This is a genomic window from Kribbella sp. NPDC051770, from assembly GCF_040681455.1.
Lineage (GTDB): Bacteria > Actinomycetota > Actinomycetes > Propionibacteriales > Kribbellaceae > Kribbella.
This window is the reverse complement of the sequence record NZ_JBFAYT010000013.1, coordinates 136,364-157,786: the sequence shown is the minus strand read 5'-3', so window position 1 is coordinate 157,786 and position 21,423 is coordinate 136,364. Positions and strand designations below refer to the sequence as shown.

Annotated in this window: 21 protein-coding genes and 1 pseudogene; 17 read left to right on the top strand and 5 right to left on the bottom strand. The window is 69.1% G+C overall.

Annotation, left to right across the window (positions count from 1 at the left end):
* Nucleotides 1-103: 103 nt before the first annotated feature.
* A complete protein-coding gene (locus AB0M01_RS33360; RefSeq protein WP_363676462.1) occupies nt 104-538 on the bottom strand; it encodes a hypothetical protein in 435 nt (144 codons plus the stop codon).
* Between the two features lie 98 nt (nt 539-636).
* Nucleotides 637-1,773 (bottom strand): PQQ-dependent sugar dehydrogenase, encoded by a 1,137-nt coding sequence (locus AB0M01_RS33355; protein WP_363676461.1) that lies wholly within the window; start codon nt 1,771-1,773, stop codon nt 637-639.
* A 94-nt stretch (nt 1,774-1,867) separates the two neighbouring features.
* Between AB0M01_RS33355 and AB0M01_RS33350 the strand changes: the two genes are divergently transcribed.
* From AB0M01_RS33350 to AB0M01_RS33330, 5 genes are all read left to right on the top strand, one after another.
* Nucleotides 1,868-2,467: a hypothetical protein gene (locus tag AB0M01_RS33350; protein ID WP_363676460.1), complete on the top strand. Its 600-nt coding sequence runs from the start codon at nt 1,868-1,870 to the stop codon at nt 2,465-2,467.
* The gene (locus AB0M01_RS33345; protein ID WP_363676459.1) at nt 2,457-2,768 is read left to right on the top strand and encodes a hypothetical protein; all 312 of its coding nucleotides are present in this window, start codon (nt 2,457-2,459) and stop codon (nt 2,766-2,768) included. The genes AB0M01_RS33350 and AB0M01_RS33345 overlap by 11 nt, the downstream gene beginning before the upstream one ends.
* A gap of 46 nt (nt 2,769-2,814) precedes the next feature.
* On the top strand, nt 2,815-3,606 hold the full coding sequence (locus tag AB0M01_RS33340; RefSeq protein ID WP_363676458.1) for a hypothetical protein: 792 nt from the start codon (nt 2,815-2,817) through the stop codon (nt 3,604-3,606).
* Between the two features lie 4 nt (nt 3,607-3,610).
* Nucleotides 3,611-4,033 (top strand): Imm10 family immunity protein, encoded by a 423-nt coding sequence (locus AB0M01_RS33335; RefSeq protein ID WP_363676457.1) that lies wholly within the window; start codon nt 3,611-3,613, stop codon nt 4,031-4,033.
* A 166-nt stretch (nt 4,034-4,199) separates the two neighbouring features.
* Complete coding sequence (locus tag AB0M01_RS33330; protein WP_363676456.1) at nt 4,200-4,592, top strand: hypothetical protein; 393 nt, start codon at nt 4,200-4,202, stop codon at nt 4,590-4,592.
* Nucleotides 4,593-4,921: 329 nt separating this feature from the next.
* Here AB0M01_RS33330 and AB0M01_RS33325 read toward each other — a convergent pair whose 3' ends face one another.
* Nucleotides 4,922-6,208 (bottom strand): cyclopropane-fatty-acyl-phospholipid synthase family protein, encoded by a 1,287-nt coding sequence (locus AB0M01_RS33325; RefSeq protein ID WP_363676455.1) that lies wholly within the window; start codon nt 6,206-6,208, stop codon nt 4,922-4,924.
* Nucleotides 6,205-7,584 carry an FAD-binding oxidoreductase gene (locus AB0M01_RS33320; protein ID WP_363676454.1) on the bottom strand — a complete coding sequence of 460 codons (1,380 nt, stop codon included), beginning with the start codon at nt 7,582-7,584 and terminating at the stop codon, nt 6,205-6,207. Before AB0M01_RS33320 ends, AB0M01_RS33325 begins: the two co-directional genes overlap by 4 nt.
* Before the next feature lie 109 nt (nt 7,585-7,693).
* Here AB0M01_RS33320 and AB0M01_RS33315 point away from each other — a divergent pair, with 109 nt between their 5' ends.
* From AB0M01_RS33315 to serA, 12 genes and pseudogenes are all read left to right on the top strand, one after another.
* Complete coding sequence (locus AB0M01_RS33315) at nt 7,694-8,236, top strand: TIGR03086 family metal-binding protein (protein WP_363676453.1); 543 nt, start codon at nt 7,694-7,696, stop codon at nt 8,234-8,236.
* Nucleotides 8,237-8,245: 9 nt separating this feature from the next.
* Nucleotides 8,246-9,175 carry a 2-hydroxyacid dehydrogenase gene (locus AB0M01_RS33310; protein WP_363676452.1) on the top strand — a complete coding sequence of 310 codons (930 nt, stop codon included), beginning with the start codon at nt 8,246-8,248 and terminating at the stop codon, nt 9,173-9,175.
* Nucleotides 9,176-9,221: 46 nt separating this feature from the next.
* On the top strand, nt 9,222-10,310 hold the full coding sequence (locus AB0M01_RS33305) for an exo-alpha-sialidase (protein WP_363676451.1): 1,089 nt from the start codon (nt 9,222-9,224) through the stop codon (nt 10,308-10,310).
* Between the two features lie 8 nt (nt 10,311-10,318).
* Nucleotides 10,319-10,582 carry a ubiquitin-like small modifier protein 1 gene (locus AB0M01_RS33300; RefSeq protein WP_363676450.1) on the top strand — a complete coding sequence of 88 codons (264 nt, stop codon included), beginning with the start codon at nt 10,319-10,321 and terminating at the stop codon, nt 10,580-10,582.
* A gap of 45 nt (nt 10,583-10,627) precedes the next feature.
* The gene (locus AB0M01_RS33295; RefSeq protein ID WP_363676449.1) at nt 10,628-11,161 is read left to right on the top strand and encodes an AAA family ATPase; all 534 of its coding nucleotides are present in this window, start codon (nt 10,628-10,630) and stop codon (nt 11,159-11,161) included.
* 78 nt (nt 11,162-11,239) lie between these two features.
* Nucleotides 11,240-12,211: a hypothetical protein gene (locus tag AB0M01_RS33290; RefSeq protein ID WP_363676448.1), complete on the top strand. Its 972-nt coding sequence runs from the start codon at nt 11,240-11,242 to the stop codon at nt 12,209-12,211.
* A 22-nt stretch (nt 12,212-12,233) separates the two neighbouring features.
* Complete coding sequence (gene ilvD / locus AB0M01_RS33285; RefSeq protein WP_363676447.1) at nt 12,234-13,907, top strand: dihydroxy-acid dehydratase; 1,674 nt, start codon at nt 12,234-12,236, stop codon at nt 13,905-13,907.
* Between the two features lie 17 nt (nt 13,908-13,924).
* Nucleotides 13,925-15,952, top strand: coding sequence for an acetolactate synthase large subunit (locus tag AB0M01_RS33280; RefSeq protein ID WP_363676446.1), 2,028 nt, complete (start codon nt 13,925-13,927; stop codon nt 15,950-15,952).
* Nucleotides 15,952-16,455, top strand: a pseudogene (gene ilvN / locus AB0M01_RS33275) (acetolactate synthase small subunit); the annotation flags it as partial. The gene AB0M01_RS33280 and the pseudogene ilvN, both read left to right, overlap by 1 nt.
* A 187-nt stretch (nt 16,456-16,642) precedes the next feature.
* A complete protein-coding gene (ilvC, locus tag AB0M01_RS33270) occupies nt 16,643-17,665 on the top strand; it encodes a ketol-acid reductoisomerase (RefSeq protein WP_363676488.1) in 1,023 nt (340 codons plus the stop codon).
* A gap of 102 nt (nt 17,666-17,767) precedes the next feature.
* Nucleotides 17,768-18,997, top strand: coding sequence for a serine protease (locus tag AB0M01_RS33265; protein WP_363676445.1), 1,230 nt, complete (start codon nt 17,768-17,770; stop codon nt 18,995-18,997).
* 99 nt (nt 18,998-19,096) lie between these two features.
* The gene (gene serA, locus AB0M01_RS33260) at nt 19,097-20,695 is read left to right on the top strand and encodes a phosphoglycerate dehydrogenase (RefSeq protein WP_363676444.1); all 1,599 of its coding nucleotides are present in this window, start codon (nt 19,097-19,099) and stop codon (nt 20,693-20,695) included.
* A gap of 151 nt (nt 20,696-20,846) precedes the next feature.
* On the opposite strand, the gene AB0M01_RS33255 is transcribed toward serA, so the two are convergent.
* Entirely contained in the window at nt 20,847-21,413 is a 567-nt protein-coding gene (locus AB0M01_RS33255; RefSeq protein ID WP_363676443.1) for a class I SAM-dependent methyltransferase, read from the bottom strand.
* Nucleotides 21,414-21,423: the final 10 nt, after the last annotated feature.

The following is a 21,423-nucleotide window of genomic DNA, read 5'->3' as shown; positions in this document are numbered from 1 at the left end:
AGCGCTCCGGAGCCCGCGGCTGGGCTCCGGAGACCTGAGTAACGAACGATGAGCCCCGGGGGAGTCCGACCCGGGGCTCATCTGTTCGGTTGGCCTGCTGTTGTCAGGCGGCTTCCTGGTGGTGCAGGTCCGGGGGAGTGCTGAGCAGCTTCTGCGCCACGGCGACGTCGTTCGGCGCGCAGCGCACCTCGTACTCCGTCGGGCGCACCTCGCTCGCCGGGGCCTCGGGCCGGTTCCGCACCAGCGCCTTGAAGAAGCCGGTCAGCGCGCCCAGGATCGCGCCGTACACGAGACCCCAGAACACGACGACCAGCCCGGTCATGCTCGTCTCGGCGACCAGCGTCACGAACACGCCGAGCGCCAGCCCCAGCGCCGCACCGCTCAGCGCGCTGACCCCGCTCGCTTTCGCGACCTCACCCCCGCGTCTGTCGACCATCCGCAGGCCGGCGCCCGTGATCTCGAGCCCGGTCATCCCGTAGGCCCTCAGCTGCTCGACGGTCCGCACCGCGTCCGAGTAGTGCTCCGTCGACGTGATCACGCTGGATTCCAGTGGCGCCTGATGAGGCACGACGTCTCCCCTCCCTGAAGTGTGTGGTCCTTCCACTAGTACCAGGTGAGAGGTAATCGCATGCGTCGTCAGCGAGTAATCGTCAACCTCAGGATCCGGTCGTCCCCGTCCTGTACGTCGCCGCGCCCGTCGGTGTTCGACGTCGTCACCCACAACGACCCGTCCGGCGCCGCCTCGACGGTCCGCAGCCGCCCGTACCGGTTCGTGAAGAACGCGACCGGCTCGCCGGTCCGCTTGCCGTCGGCAACAGGAATCGCCCAGAGCCGCTCACCCCTGAGCCCCGCCATGAACACGTGCCCCTGCGCGAACGCGATCCCCGACGGCGACGCGTCATCGGTCCGCCACTGCGCGATCGGGTCCACCATCCCGTCCAGCCGGCTGACCCCCTCCGCGCCGGGCCACCCGTAGTTGGCGCCCGCGGTGATCGCGTTCAACTCGTCCCAGGTGTCCTGCCCGAACTCGGCGGCGTACAGCTGATTCTTGTCGAACGCGAGCCCTTGTACGTTGCGATGCCCCTTCGAGAACCAGACCCGCCCACCCGGATTCCCCGGCGCCGCCTTCCCGTCGGTGGTGATCCGCAGGATCTTCCCACCCAGCGAGTCGTCGTTCTGCGAGTTCGGCCGGTCACTACCGTCGCCGGTCCCGGCGTACAGGAAGCCGTCCGGCCCGAACCGCAACCGCCCACCGTTGTGCACGGCAGCCATCGGAATCCCTTCGAGAATCGCCTGCTGCCCTGACAGCCGGTTGCCTTGATAGGTCATCCGAGCGATCCGGTTGTCCTCACCCGTCGAGTAGTACACGTACACGTACGGCCGCGTCGGGTACTGCGGATCCACAGCAATCCCCAACAACCCGCCCTCGGACGAGGCATCGACCCCGTCGACCCGTCCCACCTCGGTCGCCGTGTTGCCGACGACCCGCTTCACCTTCCCGGAGTCCCGCTCGGTCACCAACGCCGACCGGTCCGGCAGAAACGCCAACCCCCAAGGCACCTCGATCCCGGTGGCAACCGTCCCCGCGACCTCCAACTTCACCGGCCCCTGCGGCGCACTACTCGTCGGCTGTCCAGTCGGCACCGGCGTACTCGACGGCGTAGTGCTGCTGCTCCCCGACGCCGAAGGCGAGGCCGCAGCCCCACCGTCGTCCCCGTCCGAGCACCCAACAGCCAACAACCCCACCGCCACCACCAGAGCCGCAGTACGCACGCCATCTCCTCCAGGTCGACAACCCTCCCACTATCCCGAAGTACCCCCGAAAACCCCGCGAAAGCCGCGCCGCCCCCGACTACCCTCACTCTTCATGCAGCCCAGGCCCCACGTCCCCGACGCCGGCCTGACGCCCAGAACCGTGTTCCTCTCCGGCCCAGCCGGCTCCGGCAAGACCACCGTGCTCCGCCTGAGCCACGCCGAGAAGCTCGCCGTCTGGGGCCGCACCGCCGCGATCGACTCCGACCAACTGTTCCTCATGGTCGACCCCGGCTGGGACCTCCCGTACGACGACGCCCGCGCCGCGCTCGTACTGCGCCAGTGCGCCCAACTCGCCGAGTCGTTCTTCGGTGCCGGCTACGAGAACGTCCTCATCGCCGGCAACGCGATCCATGACGCGGTCGACCTGAACCCGATCCTCCCCGAGCTGCTGCGGCTCGGTCGGGTCTTTCACGTCACGCTGGAGCCCACCGAAGAGGCGGTTCTCCGCCGTACGGCCAACGACCTCGACCGGTCGCCGGCTCACCTCATCAGCGAACTGCAGCACGCGCGAGCCAAGCGGTCGTCGTGGTCAGCACCCATCGACAACTCGACCCTCACTCCACTGGAGACCCTCCAGACGATCGCTCACCTGATCGACGCAGGCGAGGGCGAGATCCACGGCCGACTGACGGACGCTACCGATGGGCGTTGACGTGCTCCTCGTACGGCGCGGCAAGAAGCGCCCGATCCTCGTCGAAGAAGTCGTCGCCGACCCGCAGGACATCTTCAGCGAAGCCTGCGTCACCAGCTGCACACCGATGCTCGGGCGCGTGAAACCGTACGGCTCTCTGGTCCTCACGGCGGACGAGATGAGCCAGTTCATCAGCGAGGTCGAGGGAGTCGTCCGCGGCCTCGGTTCGACGGTCGACCGGCAGGTGTTCGACGATGTGCTGCGGGTGGCGCGGACATGCGCGGCAGACCGTGCGACCGAACTCCATCTCGAAGGAGACTGAGTTGAGCGTTCGTGGGCCAGCGGACTCCCGTCGACGTCGCGCTCTCGTGGAGCAGATCGAGGGCCCGAACGGCGAGCAGGCGGCACAAGCGCTGCTCGACCTGACCCATCACGTGGAAGACCGCGACTGGCTCCAGGGCTACCTGCTGAAGCTCACCTCCACCGCAGGCGATCCGAACCTCCGCGCCCTAGCGACCACCTGCCTAGGACACGTGGCACGCCTCGACGGCGCCGTACGCCCGAACGTCGTCGAGCGGCTCGTGCGCCTGCTGGACGATCCCGCGCTCGGCGGCATCGCCGAGGACGCCCTCGACGACATCCGCGCATTCACCGACTTCCGTACCGACAAGTCGCTGATGAACCACCGCGCAGCAGCAGGTATCCGACCATGGACCCCCACCGAGTGGAAGCAGCTCACCGCCGACCTGTGGACGGCGTACGGCGACCTCCAACACCCACGCCGCCGGTTCCCGATCACCGCCGTCCACAACGGGCCGCCCCAGCAGCTCCTCACCGACCTCGAACGCCTCGCTGCGATCCAGGACGACACCGACATCAACTGCGAAGTCTGCTTCCGCCTCCACCTCGAGCTGGAGCCCGCGCTGATCATCCAACTCTCCATGGTCGGCCAGTACGCCGTACTGACCCGCTCGCCCAACCGGGTCCTCACCACCGAGCAGGACTGCCACTCCACCGACGAGCTCACGACGTACCGAGCGATCACCTCAGCCGGCTACCGCCTACTCTCCACCGCCCATCTCGAAACAACCGTCGACCTGGCACTACCAGACCACGACGAAGTCACAGTCCACCAAGCCCTGTTCGAACAGGAGGAGTGATCACATGCGACTGACCGCCGTGGAGGTCGGGTTCTTCGAGGACCGCGAGGACGAGGAGATCCTCGACGTCGCGTTCACCGGGACCGACGAAGCCGGTGAACGGAGGTCGTTCTCGGTGCAGCGCTCGACGCACGAGCCGGACGAGCAGGACGTGCGGCTGGGGATGGATTCCTACTGTGTGTCGACCGAGCGCGGCTTCTCGGCGTACGGGTGCTTGTCGAGGGTGCGGCTCGGCGGGGGTGTGTTGACCTTGGAGTTCACGCCGGAGGATGCCGATGTGCTCGAGATCCCGCGGGTGGTGGAGATCGACCTGGCTGGATCGGCGGTCGACGAGGGCGAGGTGAGCCGTCTGTTGCGCGACGCCCTGGACTGGGGCTCTCCAAGCAAGCGCCCCGAACTGGTTCTCAGCGGTGGCAGGCCTCATTGAGTGAGCAGACGACGCGGACGTCGGTCACTATTCGAGTGGGTGACCATGAGATGAACAGTAAGCCTACAAAATTCCACTTCCACGTGGAAACCTGGGATTGGAACTCTGTCACCAACACTTGGACTGTCGGAAATACGATGCAACGCGTTCCTTTGGGGCTGAGATAATGAGAATTGAAATTCTCGAAATCGTGGATCCCTTGCAGGGGGTCGTGTCCTTCAGGTGTGGTTCCGGAACGGCTAACGGCTTCTGGAAGGGGTCACGCTCCGCCGAAGTGGCGGAATTCGACGTGGAAGTTGAGGTCCCTGAAGAGGTTGTGGAATGGGTGCCTAGCGCTTCAGCCTCCACATCCCTATCGGGCATCGTGGAAGATTCTTTCGCCGTGTTGGTTGTAGGAGAAGTTATCGCGTGCGGTAGTGATGATGATCCGGTCGTAGAGCTGAGAGTGGGAGCTGGTGTCATTCTGGCTGAGATTACTGATCGACGATCGGAGCTCTCCGTAGGCGATTTGATCTCATTCCGGACTCCCGAAATCCATCTCTATCCGTACGACGTATAGCCGGCTCTGACGGCAATAGTTGCCGTGGGTGGTTCAGGGGAGTTGGTCGAGGGCGTCGAGGGCTTGGCGCTCGAGGCGGATGCGTACGTGGGCGTAGAGGTGGCGGTGGAATGGCGGAGGTCGTGGAAGCGTATGCGACGGAGTCCGTCCCGGTGGAGGAGCGACTGGAAGGTGCAGGTCAGGTTGGTCTGATCGATCGGGCGGCCGGTTGGCTGCGATGAAAACGTAGGCTACCGATCCGCTGCTGAGGAGACGCGGCTTCGGACTCCTTCTTGCGGCTCCGGGGGACAACTCCGGAGCCGCAACTGGCCAGGATCACCTCGGCTGAATCAGCTTCCCCAGGTCGGACGTAGCGGGAAGTGGGCGTTGGCCTGGTCGTCGAGTTTTACCGCGAGGATTTGGTGGAGTTGGGTGTTGTTGCGTTCGAAACCTACTCGGCAGGCTGCTAGGTAGAGGCCCCAGATTTTGGCGGTGGGGTAGCCGACTTCGGATACTGCTTCATCCCAGTGGGATTCGAGGTTGGCTGACCAGCCTGCCAGCGTCAACGCGTAGTGCTCTCGGAGGTTTTCTTCGTGGCGGACTTCGAAGCCGGCGTCTTGGGCTTCGAGGATGATGCGACCGGAGCCGATCAGTTCGCCGTCGGGGAAGATGTAGCGGTCGATGAAGGCGCCGGTGGAGCGGAAGCGGTTGTCGGGGCGGGTGATGGTGTGGTTGAGGAGCCTGCCGCCTGGCTTCAAACGATCCAAGAGAAAAGAGAAGTAGGAAGGGTAGTTGCGGACGCCGATGTGTTCGGTGAGGCCGATGGAGCTGATGGCGTCGAAGTCTCGCTCTGCTACGTCTCTGTAGTCGAGGAAGCGGACTTCGGCGAGGTGTTCGAGGCCTTCTTTTTTGATGGCTTTGGTGGCCCATTCGGCTTGGGCGGCCGACAGGGTGACGCCCAGGGCTTGTACGCCGTACTCGCGGGCGGCGTGGCGGACCATGCCGCCCCAGCCGCAGCCGACGTCCAACAGGCGTTGGCCGGATTGAAGGTCCAGTTTGCGGGCGACCAGGTCGTACTTCTCGAACTGGGCTTCTTCCAAAGTAGAAGAGGCAGTGGGGTAGACGGCGCAGGTGTAGGTCATCGACGGGCCCAGAACGTACTCGTAGAACGTGTTCGAGACGTCGTAGTGGTGGTGGATCGCCGCCTTGTCTCGGGTTCGGGAGTGGCGGAGGCCTTCGAAGGTTCGGCGCCACTTTGGGAGGTGTTCTTGAGGGGGCGGCGGCGGGGGCTTGAGGTGGGACCAGCCGAGGCCTCGGACGATGCGCAGAGCTTCCGACGGGGTCGGGCGTTCGAAGTGGAGTTGGTTGAGCATCATGCGCATGAGCTCGTAGGGGTTGCCGGGGTGGACGCCGGTGATTTCCAGGTCGCCTTGGACGTAGGCGCGGACCAGGCCCAGGTCTCCGGGGGCGGTCAGGATGTAGGAGAGGCCGCGTTCCGTTGGGAGGTGCATGTGGATGGGGGAGTCGGACGGGCCGGTGGCGCTGCCGTCGTAGGCGGTGAAGCGGAAGGGGAGGCCTTCGGGGGCGACCGTGGTGAGGGCCTGGGCGATCGAGATCTGGGTGGCGAGGGTGGTCATCGGCGCGTTACCGCCTTTTCGTAGAGCCCGGTGAGGCGGGCGTCGGGGTCGTATTGGTTCTTCACCGCGGTGAGGGCCGGGACGTTGTAGAGGCGGTCGAAGGTGTCTCGGTCGTAGTAGGCGTCGGAGTACAAGGACTTGTGGCCGCCGAAGTCGGCGACGGCGGACTCGATACGGCGGTTGACGTCGCCGTCGGACGCGCCGGGCGCGATCGGCACGGTGCCCCAGAAGCCGACGTTGACGTAGGTGACGCCGGCGTCCAGGGGATACAGCGGCCAGGTGTCGGCGCCGCGCAACCTCAGAGGGCACAGCCAGACCGGGCGCATGCCGACTTCGGTGTCGAACCAGCGGAGGAAGTCGGCGAGGCGGTCCAGCGGGATCTCGACGTCCTGGACGACGCGCTCACGGTCCCCCAAACCGCGGCGGCGGTTCAGGCGGGCGGCGTAGCCGTGGCGGTTCTCGAAGCCGACGATGCGGTGGTAGACGTCGCTGCGGCGAAGCCTCGAAGGCCAGAGGCGGCGGATCCAGCGGTTCTGGGCGCCGAAGGCGGCCGAGCACCAGAACCAGTCGGTGTCCCAGCGCCACAGGTAGTCGTGGGCGGTGAGGAAATCCGTGGAGCGCTGCTGGAGCGAGCGGTAGTAGATCTGCTGGCCGGTGTAGTCGCTCGTCGGTACGGCGGCGTCGCTGTTGCGGCCGAGCGTCAGGTACGCCTCGGTCGGGCTGAAGGCGACGCCGTCGACGAAGTGCACGGGCTCGCCGTCGTACGTGCCCTCGGCAACAATCGAGCCAAGAGCCGGCGCCAGCGCGTCCAGCTCGACCCGCACGTGCCGCAGCGCGACGTACGGCGAGATGCGGTCGAGCTCGATCCGCAGGCGGGTGGCGTAGCCGAGCGAGCCGTACGAGTTCGGAAACGTGCGGAACAACGCTGCGTGCTCGCCGGTCGGGCGGGCCGTGACCACCTCGCCGGCGCCGGTCAGGATGTCGAGCTCGAGCACCGACTCGTGCGGCAGTCCCGCGCGGAACGACGACGACTCGATGCCGAGGCCGCTCACCGCGCCGCCGAGCGTGATGGTCTTCAGCTGAGGCACGACGAGAGGCGTCAGCCCGTACGGGAGCGTCGCGGCGACCAGGTCCTCGTACGTGCACATGCCCTGGACGTCGGCGGTGCGCGCCTCGGGATCGACCGAGAGGACGCCGGTCAGGCCGGAGACGTCCAGGCCGGGAGTCTCGACGGCCGTTCGGGGGCGGAAGAGGTTGGAGCTGCGCTTGGCCAGGCGGACCGGCTCCCCGGGGGGAATGCGCTGGTAGGACGCTCGGAGACGTCCGACCGCCTGATCGTGTTCCACAGTCGAGGTCGAACCCGATGTCGAAGGCACCTTGTCAGAGTACGACGACGTTCGAACAACGGGCAGGAGAATTTTTTGCAACCGGATGTCGAGACGCCGCAACCCGCTCCGACGTCGCCCCTGACACGAGGAGGAACAGATGATCGATCTGAGGCCGGCCGGACGGGCGCTGAACGCGGTCGTGGCGGGGATCACCGACAGCGACCTGAGCGCGGCGACGCCGTGCGACGAGTACTCGGTGGCGGAGCTGCTGGTGCACGTCGACGAGGCGGCGCGCGGGTTCGGGGGAGTGGACGGGGAGCCGCTCACGCCTGGTGCGGACCGCTGGCGGGAGACGCTGAAGCACCGCGTCGAGCAAGTCGGTACGGCGTGGGCCGCGCCGCAGGCGTGGGAGGGGTCGTCCGAGCTCGCCGGGCTCGGCCTCAGCAACGCCGAGTGGGGCCGGATCGCGCTCACCGAGCTGGTCGTGCACGGCTGGGACCTGGCGCGGGCGACCGGGCAGGAGCTCGTGCTGCCGGAGGAGACCGTACGGGCGTGCTACGAGCACGTCGCGACGTTTCTGGACGAGCCGCCGGTACCGGAGCTGTGGGGTACGCCGGTGAAGGTGGACGAGCGGGCCGCGCTGCTCGACCGTCTCGTGGGGATCACCGGACGGTCGCCGCGTGTCGGTGGGGGCGAGTAGGTTCGGCCTATGGCTGATTCGGTGATCACATGGCTCCCGTGGGAGGACCCGGACGGGTTCCTCGGCGGGCTTCCGCAGCGGGTTGAGGCGACGTACTACGCCGGTGGCGAGTTGCCGCCCGAGGCCGACCAGGTGGAGTTCTACGTGCCCAGCTACATGGGCAGCTCCCAGGTGGTCGAGGTGATCGCGCAGATGCCGAACCTGAAGGTCGTGCAGACCCAGACGGCCGGGTTCGAGAACGTGCTGCCGTTCCTGCCGGACGGCGTGACGCTGTGCAACGCGCGCGGGGTGCACGACGCGTCGACGGCGGAGCTGGCGGTCGGGCTGATCCTGGCGTCGTACCGGCGGATCCCGCTGGCGGTCGCGAACCAGCAGCAGGGGATCTGGCCGGCCGATGCGGGGATCGACGACTCGCTGGCCGATCGGACCGTGCTGATCCTCGGGTACGGGTCGATCGGGGAGGCGCTGGAGCGGCGGCTGGCCGGGTTCGAGTGCGACGTCATCCGGGTGGCGCGGCGGGCGCGGGAGGGTGTGCACCCGATCAGTGAGCTGCCGGAGTTGTTGCCGAAGGCGGACGTGGTCGTGCTGCTGACGCCGGCGACGGAGGAGACGAAGGGGCTGGTCGATGCCGCGTTCATCGATCGGATGAAGGACGGGGCGTTGCTGGTCAACGTCGCGCGCGGGGTCGTGGTGAACACCGACGACCTGGTGGCCGCGCTGAACAGCAAGCGGATCCGGGCCGCGCTGGACGTGACCGATCCGGAGCCGTTGCCGGCGGGACATCCGTTGTGGTCGGCGCCGAACGTGCTGATCATCCCGCATCGGGGCGGGGCGTCGACGGCGTTTCCGCCGCGGGTGGCGCGGCTGGTGAAGGCTCAGCTCGACCGGTACGTGAAGAACGAACCCTTGATCAACGTGGTGGCGGGGCCGCCGCGGTAACTGGCGGCGGCCGAACGCCGCGACACAACCGAACTGGAGGACGAGGATGTCCGAGGCCGTACTGCTGATCGGGACCAAGAAGGGGCTCTGGATCGGGCGCAGCGACGCCGACCGGCGGCTCTGGACGCTCGACGGGCCGCACTTCGAGATGCAGGGCATCTACTCCGTCGGGGTCGACACCCGCGGCGACCGGCCGCGGCTGTTCGCGGGCGGGACGAGCGAGCACTGGGGCCCGGCCGTCTTCCACTCCGACGACCTCGGGCAGACCTGGGCCGAGCCGCCGGAGGGTTCGATCGGCTTCCCGAAGGACGCCGACGCCTCGGTCGAGCGGGTCTGGCAGATCCAGCCGGCCCCGGCCGACCAGCCGGGCGTCGTGTACGCCGGTGCGCAGCCGAGCTCGCTGTGGAAGTCGACCGACGGCGGCGTCACCTTCGAGCTCGTCCGCGCCCTCTGGGACCACCCGCACCGCAAGGACTGGGGCGCCGGTTTCGGCGGCCAGGCGATCCACACCGTGCTCCCGCATCCGACCGATCCCGCGCGGGTCAGCGTCGCGATGTCGACCGGCGGCGTCTACCAGACCGCCGACGGCGGGCAGACCTGGGCGCCGGCCAACCACGGCATCAAGGCGTACTTCATGCCCGACCCGGACCCGGAGTTCGGCCAGTGCGTGCACAAGCTCGCCGGGCACCCGGCGATGCCGGAGCGGATGTTCGCCCAGAACCACCACGGCGTCTACCGCTCCGACGACGGCGGCGCGATCTGGAAGTCGATCGCCGACGGGCTGCCCTCGGACTTCGGCTTCCCGATCGCCGTCCACCCGCACGAGCCGGAGACCGTCTACGTCTTCCCGTTGGTGGCCGACGGCAACCGGATCCCGACCGACGCCAAGTGCCGCGTCTACCGGTCCCGCGATGCCGGCGCGACCTGGGAGCCGCTGACCAAGGGCCTGCCCGACGTCCCGTCGTACGCGCCGGTGCTCAGGGACGCGCTCTGCACCGACACCGGTACGCCGGCCGGCGTCTACGTCGGTACGCGCGACGGCTGCGTCTACGCGAGCGCCGACGCGGGCGACAGCTGGACCGAGGTTGCCCGGCACCTGCCCGACGTACTGAGCGTTCGCGCGGCCGTGCTGTGACGGTCCGGGTGAAGCTGCCGACGGTGCTGCAGGCGTTCGCCGGTGGCAACGAGAAGGTGGCGATCGAGGCGACGACGGTCGGCGAGGCGTTCGCGCAGCTCGAGCGCGAGCACCCGGCGCTTCGACGCCGGCTGACCGACGAGCAGGGCGCGCTGCGCCGGCACGTCAACGTGTACCTGGGCAACGACAACATCCGCGACCTCGACGGCCTCGACACGCAGCTGCCCGACGACGCCGAACTGCTGGTGCTGCCGAGCGTGGCGGGCGGCTGACGAAAGGGACTGTTGCTGAGGAGAACCAACCGCTAGCGTCACCGCATGACTGGGCACGTGATCCTGCTGACCGGTTCGCCCGGCGCGGGCAAGACGACCGTGGCCGCGCTCGTCGCGACCGACGCCGCCAAGCCGGCCGCGCACCTGACCACCGACCTGTACTACCGGGCGATCAAGACCGGTTTCGTCGCGCCGTACATGCCGGGAGCCCAGAAGCAGAACGAGGTGGTCGTCGACGCGATCGTCGCCACCGCCTCGACGTACGCCCGCGGGGGGTACGACATCGTCGTCGACGGCGTGATCGGCCCGTGGTTCCTGAAGCCGTTCCGGGCGGTCGCGGACCAGCTGCCGGTCTCGTACGTCGTGCTGCGGCCCGACCTGGAGACGACGCTGCAGCGGGCCCGGGACCGCGCCGACACCGAGCTCAAGGACGTCGAGGCGATCACCGGCCTGTACGACGCGTTCAAGGACCTCGGCGAGTACGAGAAGCACGTCATCGACACCACCACGCTGGACGCCGAGCAGACCGCCGCGGCGGTCCGCGAAGCGGTCGCGTCCGGGCGGTTCCGGCTGGGCTGAAGCCCCTGCGCGTCAAGGGTTCTGCAGCAAGCTGCAAGAGTGCCGAGTCGGGATCGCCAGGAGCCCTAGGCTGGCGCGATGGGAATCTTCTCGCGGACCAAGCGCCGTCCGCAGACCGACGGGCTGATCCTCGACCGCACCTGGGCCGACCGGGAGCTGGACGTCGCGGTCGCGGCCGTCGAGGCGGGCGACCTGGACACCGCGCTGGCCGGGTTCAAGGCGCAGACCGGGGACCGGCGAGCGGTCTGGAACGGCGGACTGTCGGAGGCGGCCAAGGGCCGGTCGGAGCAGCTCGAGGCGCGGCTGGAGGAGGTCGGCGGCAAGGACCCCGAGCTGCTGCTGTGGCTGGCGCAGACGCTGGTGCTCGAAGGCTGGGAGGTGCGGACCGGCCGCAGGGCCAAGGACGTGTCGGAGCAGCAGGCCGAGACCTTCCACCGGATCCTGCGGACCGCGCACGAGGTGGTCGAGCTGGCGATCGACGTCGCTCCGGACGACCCGACGCCGTGGACGGTCTACCAGTGGGTGGCGATCGGGCTCGGAGCCAACCTGGACACGCACGAGGCGTTGTTCCAGGAGGCGATCGCGCGGCACCCCGCCAGCTACGCCGCGCACGGCAACAAGGTGCACGCGATCGCCCCGAAGTGGTACGGCACCAGCGTCGAGGACATGCTCGCGTTCGGGGCGGAGACGGCGGACAAGGCGGCGCCGGGGAGCGTGCTGGGCGGCGTACTGGCCAAGGCGGTGACCGAGGCGCGGCTGCACGTGTTCAGCTTCACCGATGCGGGCGCGGTGAAGAAGATCGCGGCGGCGACAAAGCTGGCCAACACCTGGGCCGATCCGTTGATCGCGGCGCGCGAGAAGTGGCTGCAGCCAGGCCGTACGCCGGAGGCGCCCGACCTGGACGCCCACAACTACTACGCCTACCTGCTGAAGAACCACCGCGACGCCGGGCGGGCGTCGGCCGACGCGATGTTCAACCGGGTCGGCACGCTGCCCTGGGCCTACAGCGGCGACCCGCTGGAGGCGTTCGCGGAGGAGTACCGGCGCTGACGACAGGCATACAGTCAGGGGCATGACTGACATCAAGCCGCGGAGTCGTACGGTCACCGACGGGCTGGAGGCCACGGCCTCGCGCGGGATGCTGCGCGCGGTCGGGATGGGTGACGACGACTGGGCCAAGCCGCAGATCGGCGTCGCGTCCAGCTGGAACGAGATCACCCCGTGCAACCTGTCGCTGGACCGGCTCGCGAAGGCGGTCAAGGACGGGGTGCACGCCGCGAGTGGCTACCCGCTGGAGTTCGGCACGATCAGCGTCTCCGACGGGATCTCGATGGGTCACGTCGGGATGCACTACTCGCTGGTCAGCCGGGAGATCATCGCGGACTCGGTCGAGACCGTGATGGAGGCCGAGCGGCTGGACGGCTCGGTGCTGCTCGCGGGCTGCGACAAGTCGCTGCCGGGGATGCTGATGGCCGCCGCGCGGCTCGACCTGGCCAGCGTCTTCCTGTACGCCGGGTCGATCATGCCCGGCCGGCTCGGCGACAAGGACGTGACGATCATCGACGCGTTCGAGGCCGTCGGCGCCTGCGCGCGCGGGCTGATCAGCCGCGAGCAGGTGGACGCCGTCGAGCGCGCGATCTGCCCCGGCGAGGGCGCCTGCGGCGGGATGTACACCGCGAACACGATGGCCTCGGCGGCCGAGGCGCTCGGAATGTCGCTGCCGGGCTCGGCCGCGCCGCCCGCGGTGGACCGGCGCCGCGACGGGTTCGCCCGCAAGTCCGGCGAGGCGGTGGTCGGTCTGCTCGAGAAGGGCATCACCGCCCGCCAGATCCTCACCAAGGAGGCGTTCGAGAACGCGATCGCCGTGGTGATGGCGCTCGGCGGCTCGACGAACGCCGTACTGCACCTGCTCGCGATCGCCCGCGAGGCCGGCGTCGCGCTCACCCTCGACGACTTCAACCGGGTCGGCGACAAGGTCCCGCACCTGGGCGACCTGAAGCCGTTCGGCGCGTACGTGATGACCGACGTCGACCGGGTCGGCGGGATCCCGGTGGTGATGCGGGCGCTGCTCGACGCCGGTCTGCTGCACGGCGACTGCCTGACCGTCACCGGCAAGACGATGGCCGAGAACCTGGCCGAGATCGCGCCGCCGGACGTCGACGGGACGATCATCCGGGCGATCGACCGGCCGATCCACGGCACCGGCGGGATCACCATCCTGCGCGGCTCGCTGGCGCCCGAGGGCGCGGTGGTGAAGAGCGCCGGGTTCGACTCCGACGTGTTCGAGGGCACCGCGCGGGTCTTCGACGGTGAGCGTGGCGCGATGGACGCGGTCGAGGACGGCACCCTCCAGGCCGGTGACGTGGTGGTGATCCGGTACGAGGGGCCGAAGGGCGGTCCCGGGATGCGCGAGATGCTCGCCGTCACCGGCGCGATCAAGGGCGCCGGCCTCGGCAAGGACGTGCTGCTGCTGACCGACGGCCGCTTCTCCGGCGGTACGACGGGACTCTGCGTCGGCCACGTCGCCCCGGAGGCCGTCGACGGTGGACCGATCGCCTTCGTCCGCGACGGCGACCGGATCACCCTCGACGTGCGTAACCGGACCCTGGAGCTGCACGTTGAAGCTGACGAGCTGGAGCGGCGCAAGGTGGGCTGGTCACCGAAGGAGCCCGCGATCACCCGCGGTGTACTCGGCAAGTACGTCCGCCTGGTCGGCTCCGCCTCGGAAGGCGCTGTCTGTATCTAGGACAGTCATCTCAGGAAATGAGACAACTCAGCGGGGAACTTGACCAGATCGCCGCCGGTCGGCGACTGTTACCTGCATGCGATCGATTCTCCTCGTACTTGTGCGGCGCGCCGACTGACGCGACCACCGAGTCGAGCGCGCCCCTTCAGCCAACCCGGCAGAAGGGGCCTTTTTATTGGCACCGTTGTTGCCAGGGCGACTATCTGGGACCCAGAAGCCCTGGCCGAAGGCCAGACGAGCGAGGATGGATCGGTCGCGAGCAAGCCAACATCGTGACTGGACAAGGGAAGGCACTCATGAGTGAGCAGCTGACCGGGGCACAGGCTCTGATCCGCGCACTGGAACACGCCGGGGTGGACACCGTCTTCGGCATTCCGGGCGGCGCGATCCTCCCGGCGTACGACCCGATGCTCGACTCGACCCAGATCCGCCACATCCTGGTACGTCACGAGCAGGGCGCCGGGCACGCGGCCCAGGGCTACGCGTCGACCACCGGCAAGGTCGGCGTCTGCATGGCGACCTCGGGCCCGGGGGCGACCAACCTGGTCACCCCGATCGCCGACGCCTACATGGACTCGGTCCCGATGGTGGCGATCACCGGCCAGGTGGCCAGCGCCTCGATCGGCACCGACGCGTTCCAGGAAGCCGACATCCGCGGCATCACGATGCCGATCACCAAGCACAACTTCCTGGTCAACGACCCGAACGACATCGCCTCGACGATCGCCGAGGCGTTCCACATCGCCGCCACCGGCCGGCCCGGCCCGGTCCTGGTCGACGTCACCAAGGACGCGATGCAGGCCACCGTGGACTTCCAGTGGCCGACCGAGCTGTCGCTGCCCGGCTACCGCCCGGTGACCCGCCCGCACCCCAAGCAGGTGCGCGAGGCGGCCCGGCTGATCGCGGCCGCCGAGAAGCCGGTCCTGTACGTCGGCGGCGGCGTGATCCGGGCCAAGGCCTCGGCCGAGCTGAAGGAGCTCGCCGAGCTGCTCGGCATCCCCGTGGTCACCACGCTGATGGCCCGCGGCGCCCTGCCCGACACGCACGAGCTGCACTTCGGGATGCCGGGCATGCACGGCTCGGTCTCGGCGGTCGGCGCGCTGCAGCGCTCGGACCTGCTGATCGCGCTCGGCGCCCGTTTCGACGACCGGGTGACCGGCAAGCTGTCGTCGTTCGCGCCGGAGGCCAAGGTCATCCACGCCGACATCGACCCGGCCGAGATCGGCAAGAACCGGGCCGCCGACGTGCCGATCGTGGGCGACTGCAAGGAGGTGATCGGCGACCTGATCGGCGCGCTGAAGGCCGAGATCGCCAGCAACGGCAAGACCCCGGACTACACCGCCTGGCGGAACCTGCTCGACTCGGTGAAGGCCAAGTACCCGGTCGGGTACGACGAGCCCGACGACGGCACGCTCTCCCCGCAGTACGTGATCCAGCGGATCGGCCAGATCGCCGGGCCGGACGCGGTCTACACCAGCGGCGTCGGCCAGCACCAGATGTGGGCGGCGCACTACCTGCCGTTCGAGAAGCCGCTGAACTGGCTGAACTCCGGCGGCCTCGGCACCATGGGCTACTCGGTGCCGGCCGCGATGGGCGCCAAGGTGGCCCGGCCGGACGCCACCGTCTGGGCGATCGACGGCGACGGCTGCTTCCAGATGACCAACCAGGAGCTGGTCACCTGCGCACTGGAGGGCATCCCGATCAAGGTTGCCGTGATCAACAACCAGTCGCTGGGCATGGTCCGGCAGTGGCAGACGCTGTTCTACGACAAGCGCTACTCCAACACCGACCTGCACTCGGCCCGGATCCCGGACTTCGCCAAGCTGGCCGAGGCGATGGGCGGGGTCGGTCTGCGCTGCTCCGACCGCGACTCCGTCGACGCCACCATCGAGAAGGCGATGGCGGTCACCGACGCGCCGGTGGTGGTCGACTTCGTCGTGCACCGCGACGCGATGGTCTGGCCGATGGTTGCCGCCGGCACCAGCAACGACGACATCCAGATCGCCCGCGACATGGCCCCGAACTGGGACTCGGAGGAGCTGTAATGAGCAAGCACACGCTGAGCATCCTGGTCGAGAACAAGCACGGTGTGCTGGCCCGGATCGCGGCGCTGATCTCGCGCCGCGGCTTCAACATCGACTCGCTCGCGGTCGGCCCGACCGAGCACCCGGAGATCTCCCGGATGACGATCGCGGTCAGCGTCGAGGAGCAGCCGCTGGAGCAGATCACCAAGCAGCTGAACAAGCTGGTGAACGTGATCAAGATCGTCGAGCTGGAGCCGACCCAGACCGTGCAGCGCGAGCTGGTGCTGGTCAAGGTCAAGGCCGACACCCTGACCCGCGGGCAGGTGCTGGAGACCGTCCAGCTCTTCCGTGCGAAAGTGGTGGACGTGGCCCCGGACGCGATCACCATCGAGGCGACCGGCAACCCCGAGAAGCTCGAGGCGATGATGCGGGTGCTGGAGCCGTTCGGCGTCCGCGAGCTGGTCCAGTCCGGCATGGTCGCGATCGGCCGCGGTGGCCGGTCCATCTCCGACCGCTCGCTGCGCCCGGTCCCGGTCCCGCCGCCGCACGTGGCCGACGGCGCCCCGGCGCTGCAGGCCCGCCCGGCCGCTCAGATGGCGACTTCCAGCCATCCAGTTCCTGGACCTCCGCCGGGCCACCGCCCTGCTGTCCGGTGACAATCGAACTGAAAAACAAACATTTCAGAGGAGAGAAGTAGAAGTGGCAGCAGAGATGTTCTACGACGACAACGCCGACCTGTCGGTGATCCAGGGCAAGCACGTGGCCGTCCTCGGCTACGGCTCCCAGGGCCACGCCCACGCGCTGTCGCTGCGCGACTCCGGCGTCGACGTCCGGGTCGGCCTGCCGGAAGGCTCCAAGAGCCGCGCCAAGGCCGAGGCCCAGGGTCTGCGCGTCGTCTCGCCGGCCGAGGCCTGTGAGGAGGCCGACGTGATCGTCGTGCTGGCGCCGGACCCGGCCCAGCGGGCGCTCTACAAGGAGGCCATCGAGCCGAACCTGGTCGACGGCGACGCGCTCGTCTTCGGCCACGGCTTCAACATCCGGTTCGGCTACATCAAGCCCCCGGCCGGTGTCGACGTCTTCATGGTCGCCCCGAAGGGCCCGGGTCACCTGGTCCGTCGCGAGTACTCCGAGGGCCGGGGCGTCCCGGTCCTGGTCGCCGTCGAGCAGGACGCGACCGGCAAGGCGTGGGACCTCGCGCTGGCCTACGCCAAGGGCATCGGCGGCCTGCGCGCCGGCGGCATCAAGACCACCTTCACCGAGGAGACCGAGACCGACCTGTTCGGTGAGCAGGCCGTCCTCTGCGGTGGTGTCTCGGCGCTGGTCCAGGCCGGGTTCGAGACGCTGACCGAGGCCGGCTACCAGCCGGAGGTCGCGTACTTCGAGTGCCTGCACGAGCTCAAGCTGATCGTCGACCTGATGTACGAGGGCGGCATCGCCAAGCAGCGCTGGTCGGTCTCCGACACCGCCGAGTACGGCGACTACGTCTCCGGCCCGCGGATCATCGACGCGTCGGTGAAGGCCCGGATGAAGGACGTGCTGAACGACATCGTCGACGGCACCTTCGCCGACCGCTTCATCACCGACCAGGACGCCGGCGCGCCGGAGTTCGCCGCATTCCGCAAGGCCAGCGAGGCGCACCCGATCGAGGCCGTCGGCAAGGACCTGCGGGCGCTGATGGCGTGGGTCAAGTCGCACGACGCCGACGACTACGTCGAGGGCACCGCGGCGCGCTGATCCAGCCGTACGCCGTACCGGACGCCCGGGTCACGTTGAGTGACCCGGGCGTCCGTCCGTTCTGACAGAATCGGGACTGGACCGGACAGGGGAGGGCAGGCGATGGGTGAGCAGGGCCGCCGCGAGCTGCCGCGCCCGCCGCGCCGGGTCCCGAGCTGGGCGGCGGAGAACGCACCCGAGCCGAGTGGTCCCCGGACGACGATCGAGCCGCGCCGCCGCGCGGCCGTCGCCGCGGCCGGCGGCGCCGGCGGCGACGAGCTGCCACCCAGGTTCCGGCCTCGTTTTGTGCTTCCTCTGGTGGTGTTCGTGCTCGTGCTCGGCGCGGCCGCCGGGTGGCTGGTGCGGGCCGACAGCTTGAGCCTCGACACCAAGGACGTGCAGGAAGCCGTCGGCCCCGCCGTCGTACGGGTCCTGGCGACCACCTGCGAAGGCACCGGGCAGGCGTCCGGCGTCCTGCTGCCGGGCGGGTTGGTGCTGACCGCGGCGTCGGCGATCCGGTCGCCGATCTCGGTGGCGGTGCTGCTGCAGGACGGCGCGGTCCGGCGGGCGACGGTGAACGGGAGCACCTCGGACGGCGTCGCCCTGCTGTCGATGGCCGGGCCGGTGGACAAGCCGACGGCCGGTGTCGAGCAGGAGGTGCCCGACCCGAAGGCCGAACGGGCGGTGGTTGCCTACGACCTGGGCGGCGAGCAGGTGGTGGTCCCGGCCGGTACCGCGGAGCAGCCGAGGGAGCTCGCCGGGGTGGTGGACGCGGGTGCGCTCGGTGCGCCCGTGGTCGACCGGAAGGGCCGGCTGATCGGGGTGTTCACCGGCGACACCGTTGCCGCCGGCAAGATCGTTCCGACCGCGGCGTTGCCGTTCGCGCGAAACGTCACCGGTCTGTTCCCGGAGCCGGTCAAGACCTGCCAGTCCCGCGGGCCGCAGACGCCGGTCGAGCCCGATCTCGCGGTGGCGAACACGCCGCTGGCGGGGGAGGTGAGCACCGCGCTCGGTGAGTACCTCGACGCGCTCAACCAGCACGACTTCACGGCGATGCAGACCACCTACTCGACCCGGCTGCGCAGCCGCAGCTCGGCGAAGGTCGACGCGAGCAAGCACGGTACGTCGTACGCGTTCGGTGCGGTGATCGACAAGGTCGCGGCGTCGGGGGCGGCCAGCGACGCGGATGCCGACATGATGTTCACGGTGCTGTTCTCGCCGACCAGCACGCAGGCGAACGGGCAGACCTGCGCGCAGCTGCGGATCCGGTACCACCTGGTCCGTGAGCAGCAGCGGTTGCGGATCGACGGCGCTCAGACGCTGGCCAACCGTTCAGGGTGTGACACCGACTGAGCGTCACCCTCGGCGTTTGGTAGCATCGATTTCAGCGGGCACAGCGCGGTGCTCTGATCTTTTCGAGCCCCCTACCGCTTCCAGCAGGAGTTGTCTGTCATGACTGACGCCACCCGACCCGTCGTCCTGATCGCCGAAGAGCTGTCTCCCGCCACCGTCGAGGCCCTCGGGCCGGACTTCGAGATCCGGCACGCCAACGGTGCCGACCGCGCCGAGCTGATCCCCGCGATCGCCGACGTGGACGCGATCCTGATCCGCAGCGCCACCAAGGTCGACGCCGAGGCCCTGGCCGCGGCCAAGAGGCTCAAGGTCGTCGCCCGCGCCGGTGTCGGCCTCGACAACGTCGACGTCAAGGCCGCCACCCAGGCCGGGGTGATGGTCGTGAACGCGCCGACCTCGAACATCGTGTCCGCCGCCGAGCTCGCGGTCGCGCTGCTGCTGGCCGCGGCCCGCCGGGTCCCGGCCGCCGACCAGTCGCTGAAGAACGGCGAGTGGAAGCGCAGCAAGTACTCCGGGGTCGAGCTGTTCGAGAAGACCGTCGGCATCGTCGGCCTGGGCAAGATCGGCGTCCTGGTCGCGCAGCGGCTGGCCGCCTTCGGCATGAACGTGATCGCCTACGACCCGTACGTGCAGGCCGGTCGCGCCGCGCAGATGGGCGTCCGGCTCGCCTCGCTCGACGAGCTGCTGGCCGCGTCCGACTTCATCTCCGTGCACCTGCCGAAGACGCCGGAGACGATCGGCCTGATCGGTGACGAGCAGCTGCACAAGGTCAAGCCCGAGGTGATCATCGTCAACGCCGCCCGCGGCGGCATCGTCGACGAGCAGGCGCTGTACTCCGCGCTCAAGGAGGGCCGGGTCGCGGCCGCCGGGCTGGACGTGTTCGCCAAGGAGCCCTGCACCGACTCGCCGCTGTTCGAGTTCGAGAACGTCGTGGCCACCCCGCACCTGGGCGCGTCCACCGACGAGGCGCAGGAGAAGGCCGGGATCGCGGTCGCCAAGTCCGTCCGCCTCGCGCTGTCCGGCGAGCTGGTCCCGGACGCGGTCAACGTCCAGGGCGGCGTCATCGCCGAGGAGGTCCGCCCGGGCATCCAGCTGACCGAGAAGCTGGGCCGGATCTTCACCGCGCTGGCCGGCGGCGTCGCGCAGCAGCTCGACGTCGAGGTCCGCGGCGAGATCACCCAGTACGACGTGAAGGTGCTCGAGCTGGCGGCGCTGAAGGGTGTCTTCGCCGACGTCGTCGAGGACAACGTGTCGTACGTGAACGCACCGCTGCTGGCCGCCGAGCGGGGCCTCGAGGTCCGGCTCGTCACCGACCACGACAGCCCGGAGCACCGCAACCTGATCACCCTGCGCGGCACGCTGGCCGACGGCGGGCAGGTGTCGGTCTCCGGCACGCTGGTCGGCGTCAAGCAGTCCGAGCGGCTGGTCGAGATCGACGGGTTCGACCTGGAGATCGAGCTGTCCGCGCACCTGGCGTTCCTCAGCTACGAGGACCGCCCGGGCATCGTCGGTGCGGTCGGCCGGATCCTCGGTGAGTCCGACATCAACATCGCGGGCATGCAGGTCAGCCGGGACCGCAAGGGCGGCAAGGCGCTGGTCGCGCTGAGCGTCGACTCCTCGATCCCGCCGGCCAAGCTGGACGACATCGCGTCCGCCGTACAGGCCGACACGGCGCGGACGGTGGACCTGGAGGCCTGAGCAGGACTGTGACACTCCTGGGGGAGCACTGACCCCAGGAGACCGTCACACTGGAAAGGCAGGACCGGCCTGCCGCCCGCAGGCGCATGGCGGCCGGCCAGGGCCCGAGCCCCTCCCACCCGGGAGGCGTGGCTCGGGCCCACCTGTTTGTCTACCGCCTGGTTGCCAGCAGTACGGCAGCGTCCGGCGCCACCATCACCTCTACCGTCGTGAACCTGCTGTCCATCAGCCACTCCTGCCGAAGAGTGTCGACTCTGCCTTCGTACATCGGCGGCCATACCGCCGACGGAGTGAAGTCGTCCAGTACGACGAACCCGCCGGGCTCGACGACCTCCGCGACCACGTCCCGCGCGGACAGCTTGGCCTCGCGCGCGTCGACGAACAGCAGCGAGAACGGGCCGCGCTCGATCAGCGCGGTCCAGTCGGCCTCGACGACCTCGATCCGCTCGTCGGCGGCGAACAGCTCGGCCACCGCCTTGGCCAGCTCGGGATCACTCTCGGCGGTGACGATCTTGGTGCCCTCGGCTACGCCGCTGCGCAGCCAGGCCGAGCCGACGCCGCAGCCGGTGCCGAGCTCGCCGACCGTACCGGTACGCGACGCCGCCAGCGTCGCGAGCAGCCGGCCGGTCTCGTTGCGGGTCGAGGACACGAAACCGCGCCGGCCGGACAGGCTGAGGGCCGCCGACACCAGCGGCGGCAGTTCTGGAGGAGCGCTCACCGGTTGAGAG

What these genes read in the sequence shown, in the direction of transcription:
- AB0M01_RS33335 (WP_363676457.1), top strand. Translation starts at nt 3,611, where the DNA reads ATGCGACTGACCGCCGTGGAGGTCGGGTTCTTCGAGGACCGCGAGGAC.
- AB0M01_RS33345 (WP_363676459.1), top strand. Translation starts at nt 2,457, where the DNA reads ATGGGCGTTGACGTGCTCCTCGTACGGCGCGGCAAGAAGCGCCCGATC.
- AB0M01_RS33265 (WP_363676445.1), top strand. Translation starts at nt 17,768, where the DNA reads ATGGGTGAGCAGGGCCGCCGCGAGCTGCCGCGCCCGCCGCGCCGGGTC.
- AB0M01_RS33325 (WP_363676455.1), bottom strand. Translation starts at nt 6,208, where the DNA reads ATGACCACCCTCGCCACCCAGATCTCGATCGCCCAGGCCCTCACCACG.
- AB0M01_RS33295 (WP_363676449.1), top strand. Translation starts at nt 10,628, where the DNA reads ATGACTGGGCACGTGATCCTGCTGACCGGTTCGCCCGGCGCGGGCAAG.
- AB0M01_RS33305 (WP_363676451.1), top strand. Translation starts at nt 9,222, where the DNA reads ATGTCCGAGGCCGTACTGCTGATCGGGACCAAGAAGGGGCTCTGGATC.
- ilvC (WP_363676488.1), top strand. Translation starts at nt 16,643, where the DNA reads ATGTTCTACGACGACAACGCCGACCTGTCGGTGATCCAGGGCAAGCAC.
- AB0M01_RS33315 (WP_363676453.1), top strand. Translation starts at nt 7,694, where the DNA reads ATGATCGATCTGAGGCCGGCCGGACGGGCGCTGAACGCGGTCGTGGCG.
- AB0M01_RS33310 (WP_363676452.1), top strand. Translation starts at nt 8,246, where the DNA reads ATGGCTGATTCGGTGATCACATGGCTCCCGTGGGAGGACCCGGACGGG.
- AB0M01_RS33350 (WP_363676460.1), top strand. Translation starts at nt 1,868, where the DNA reads ATGCAGCCCAGGCCCCACGTCCCCGACGCCGGCCTGACGCCCAGAACC.
- serA (WP_363676444.1), top strand. Translation starts at nt 19,097, where the DNA reads ATGACTGACGCCACCCGACCCGTCGTCCTGATCGCCGAAGAGCTGTCT.
- ilvD (WP_363676447.1), top strand. Translation starts at nt 12,234, where the DNA reads ATGACTGACATCAAGCCGCGGAGTCGTACGGTCACCGACGGGCTGGAG.
- AB0M01_RS33280 (WP_363676446.1), top strand. Translation starts at nt 13,925, where the DNA reads ATGAGACAACTCAGCGGGGAACTTGACCAGATCGCCGCCGGTCGGCGA.
- AB0M01_RS33330 (WP_363676456.1), top strand. Translation starts at nt 4,200, where the DNA reads ATGAGAATTGAAATTCTCGAAATCGTGGATCCCTTGCAGGGGGTCGTG.
- AB0M01_RS33290 (WP_363676448.1), top strand. Translation starts at nt 11,240, where the DNA reads ATGGGAATCTTCTCGCGGACCAAGCGCCGTCCGCAGACCGACGGGCTG.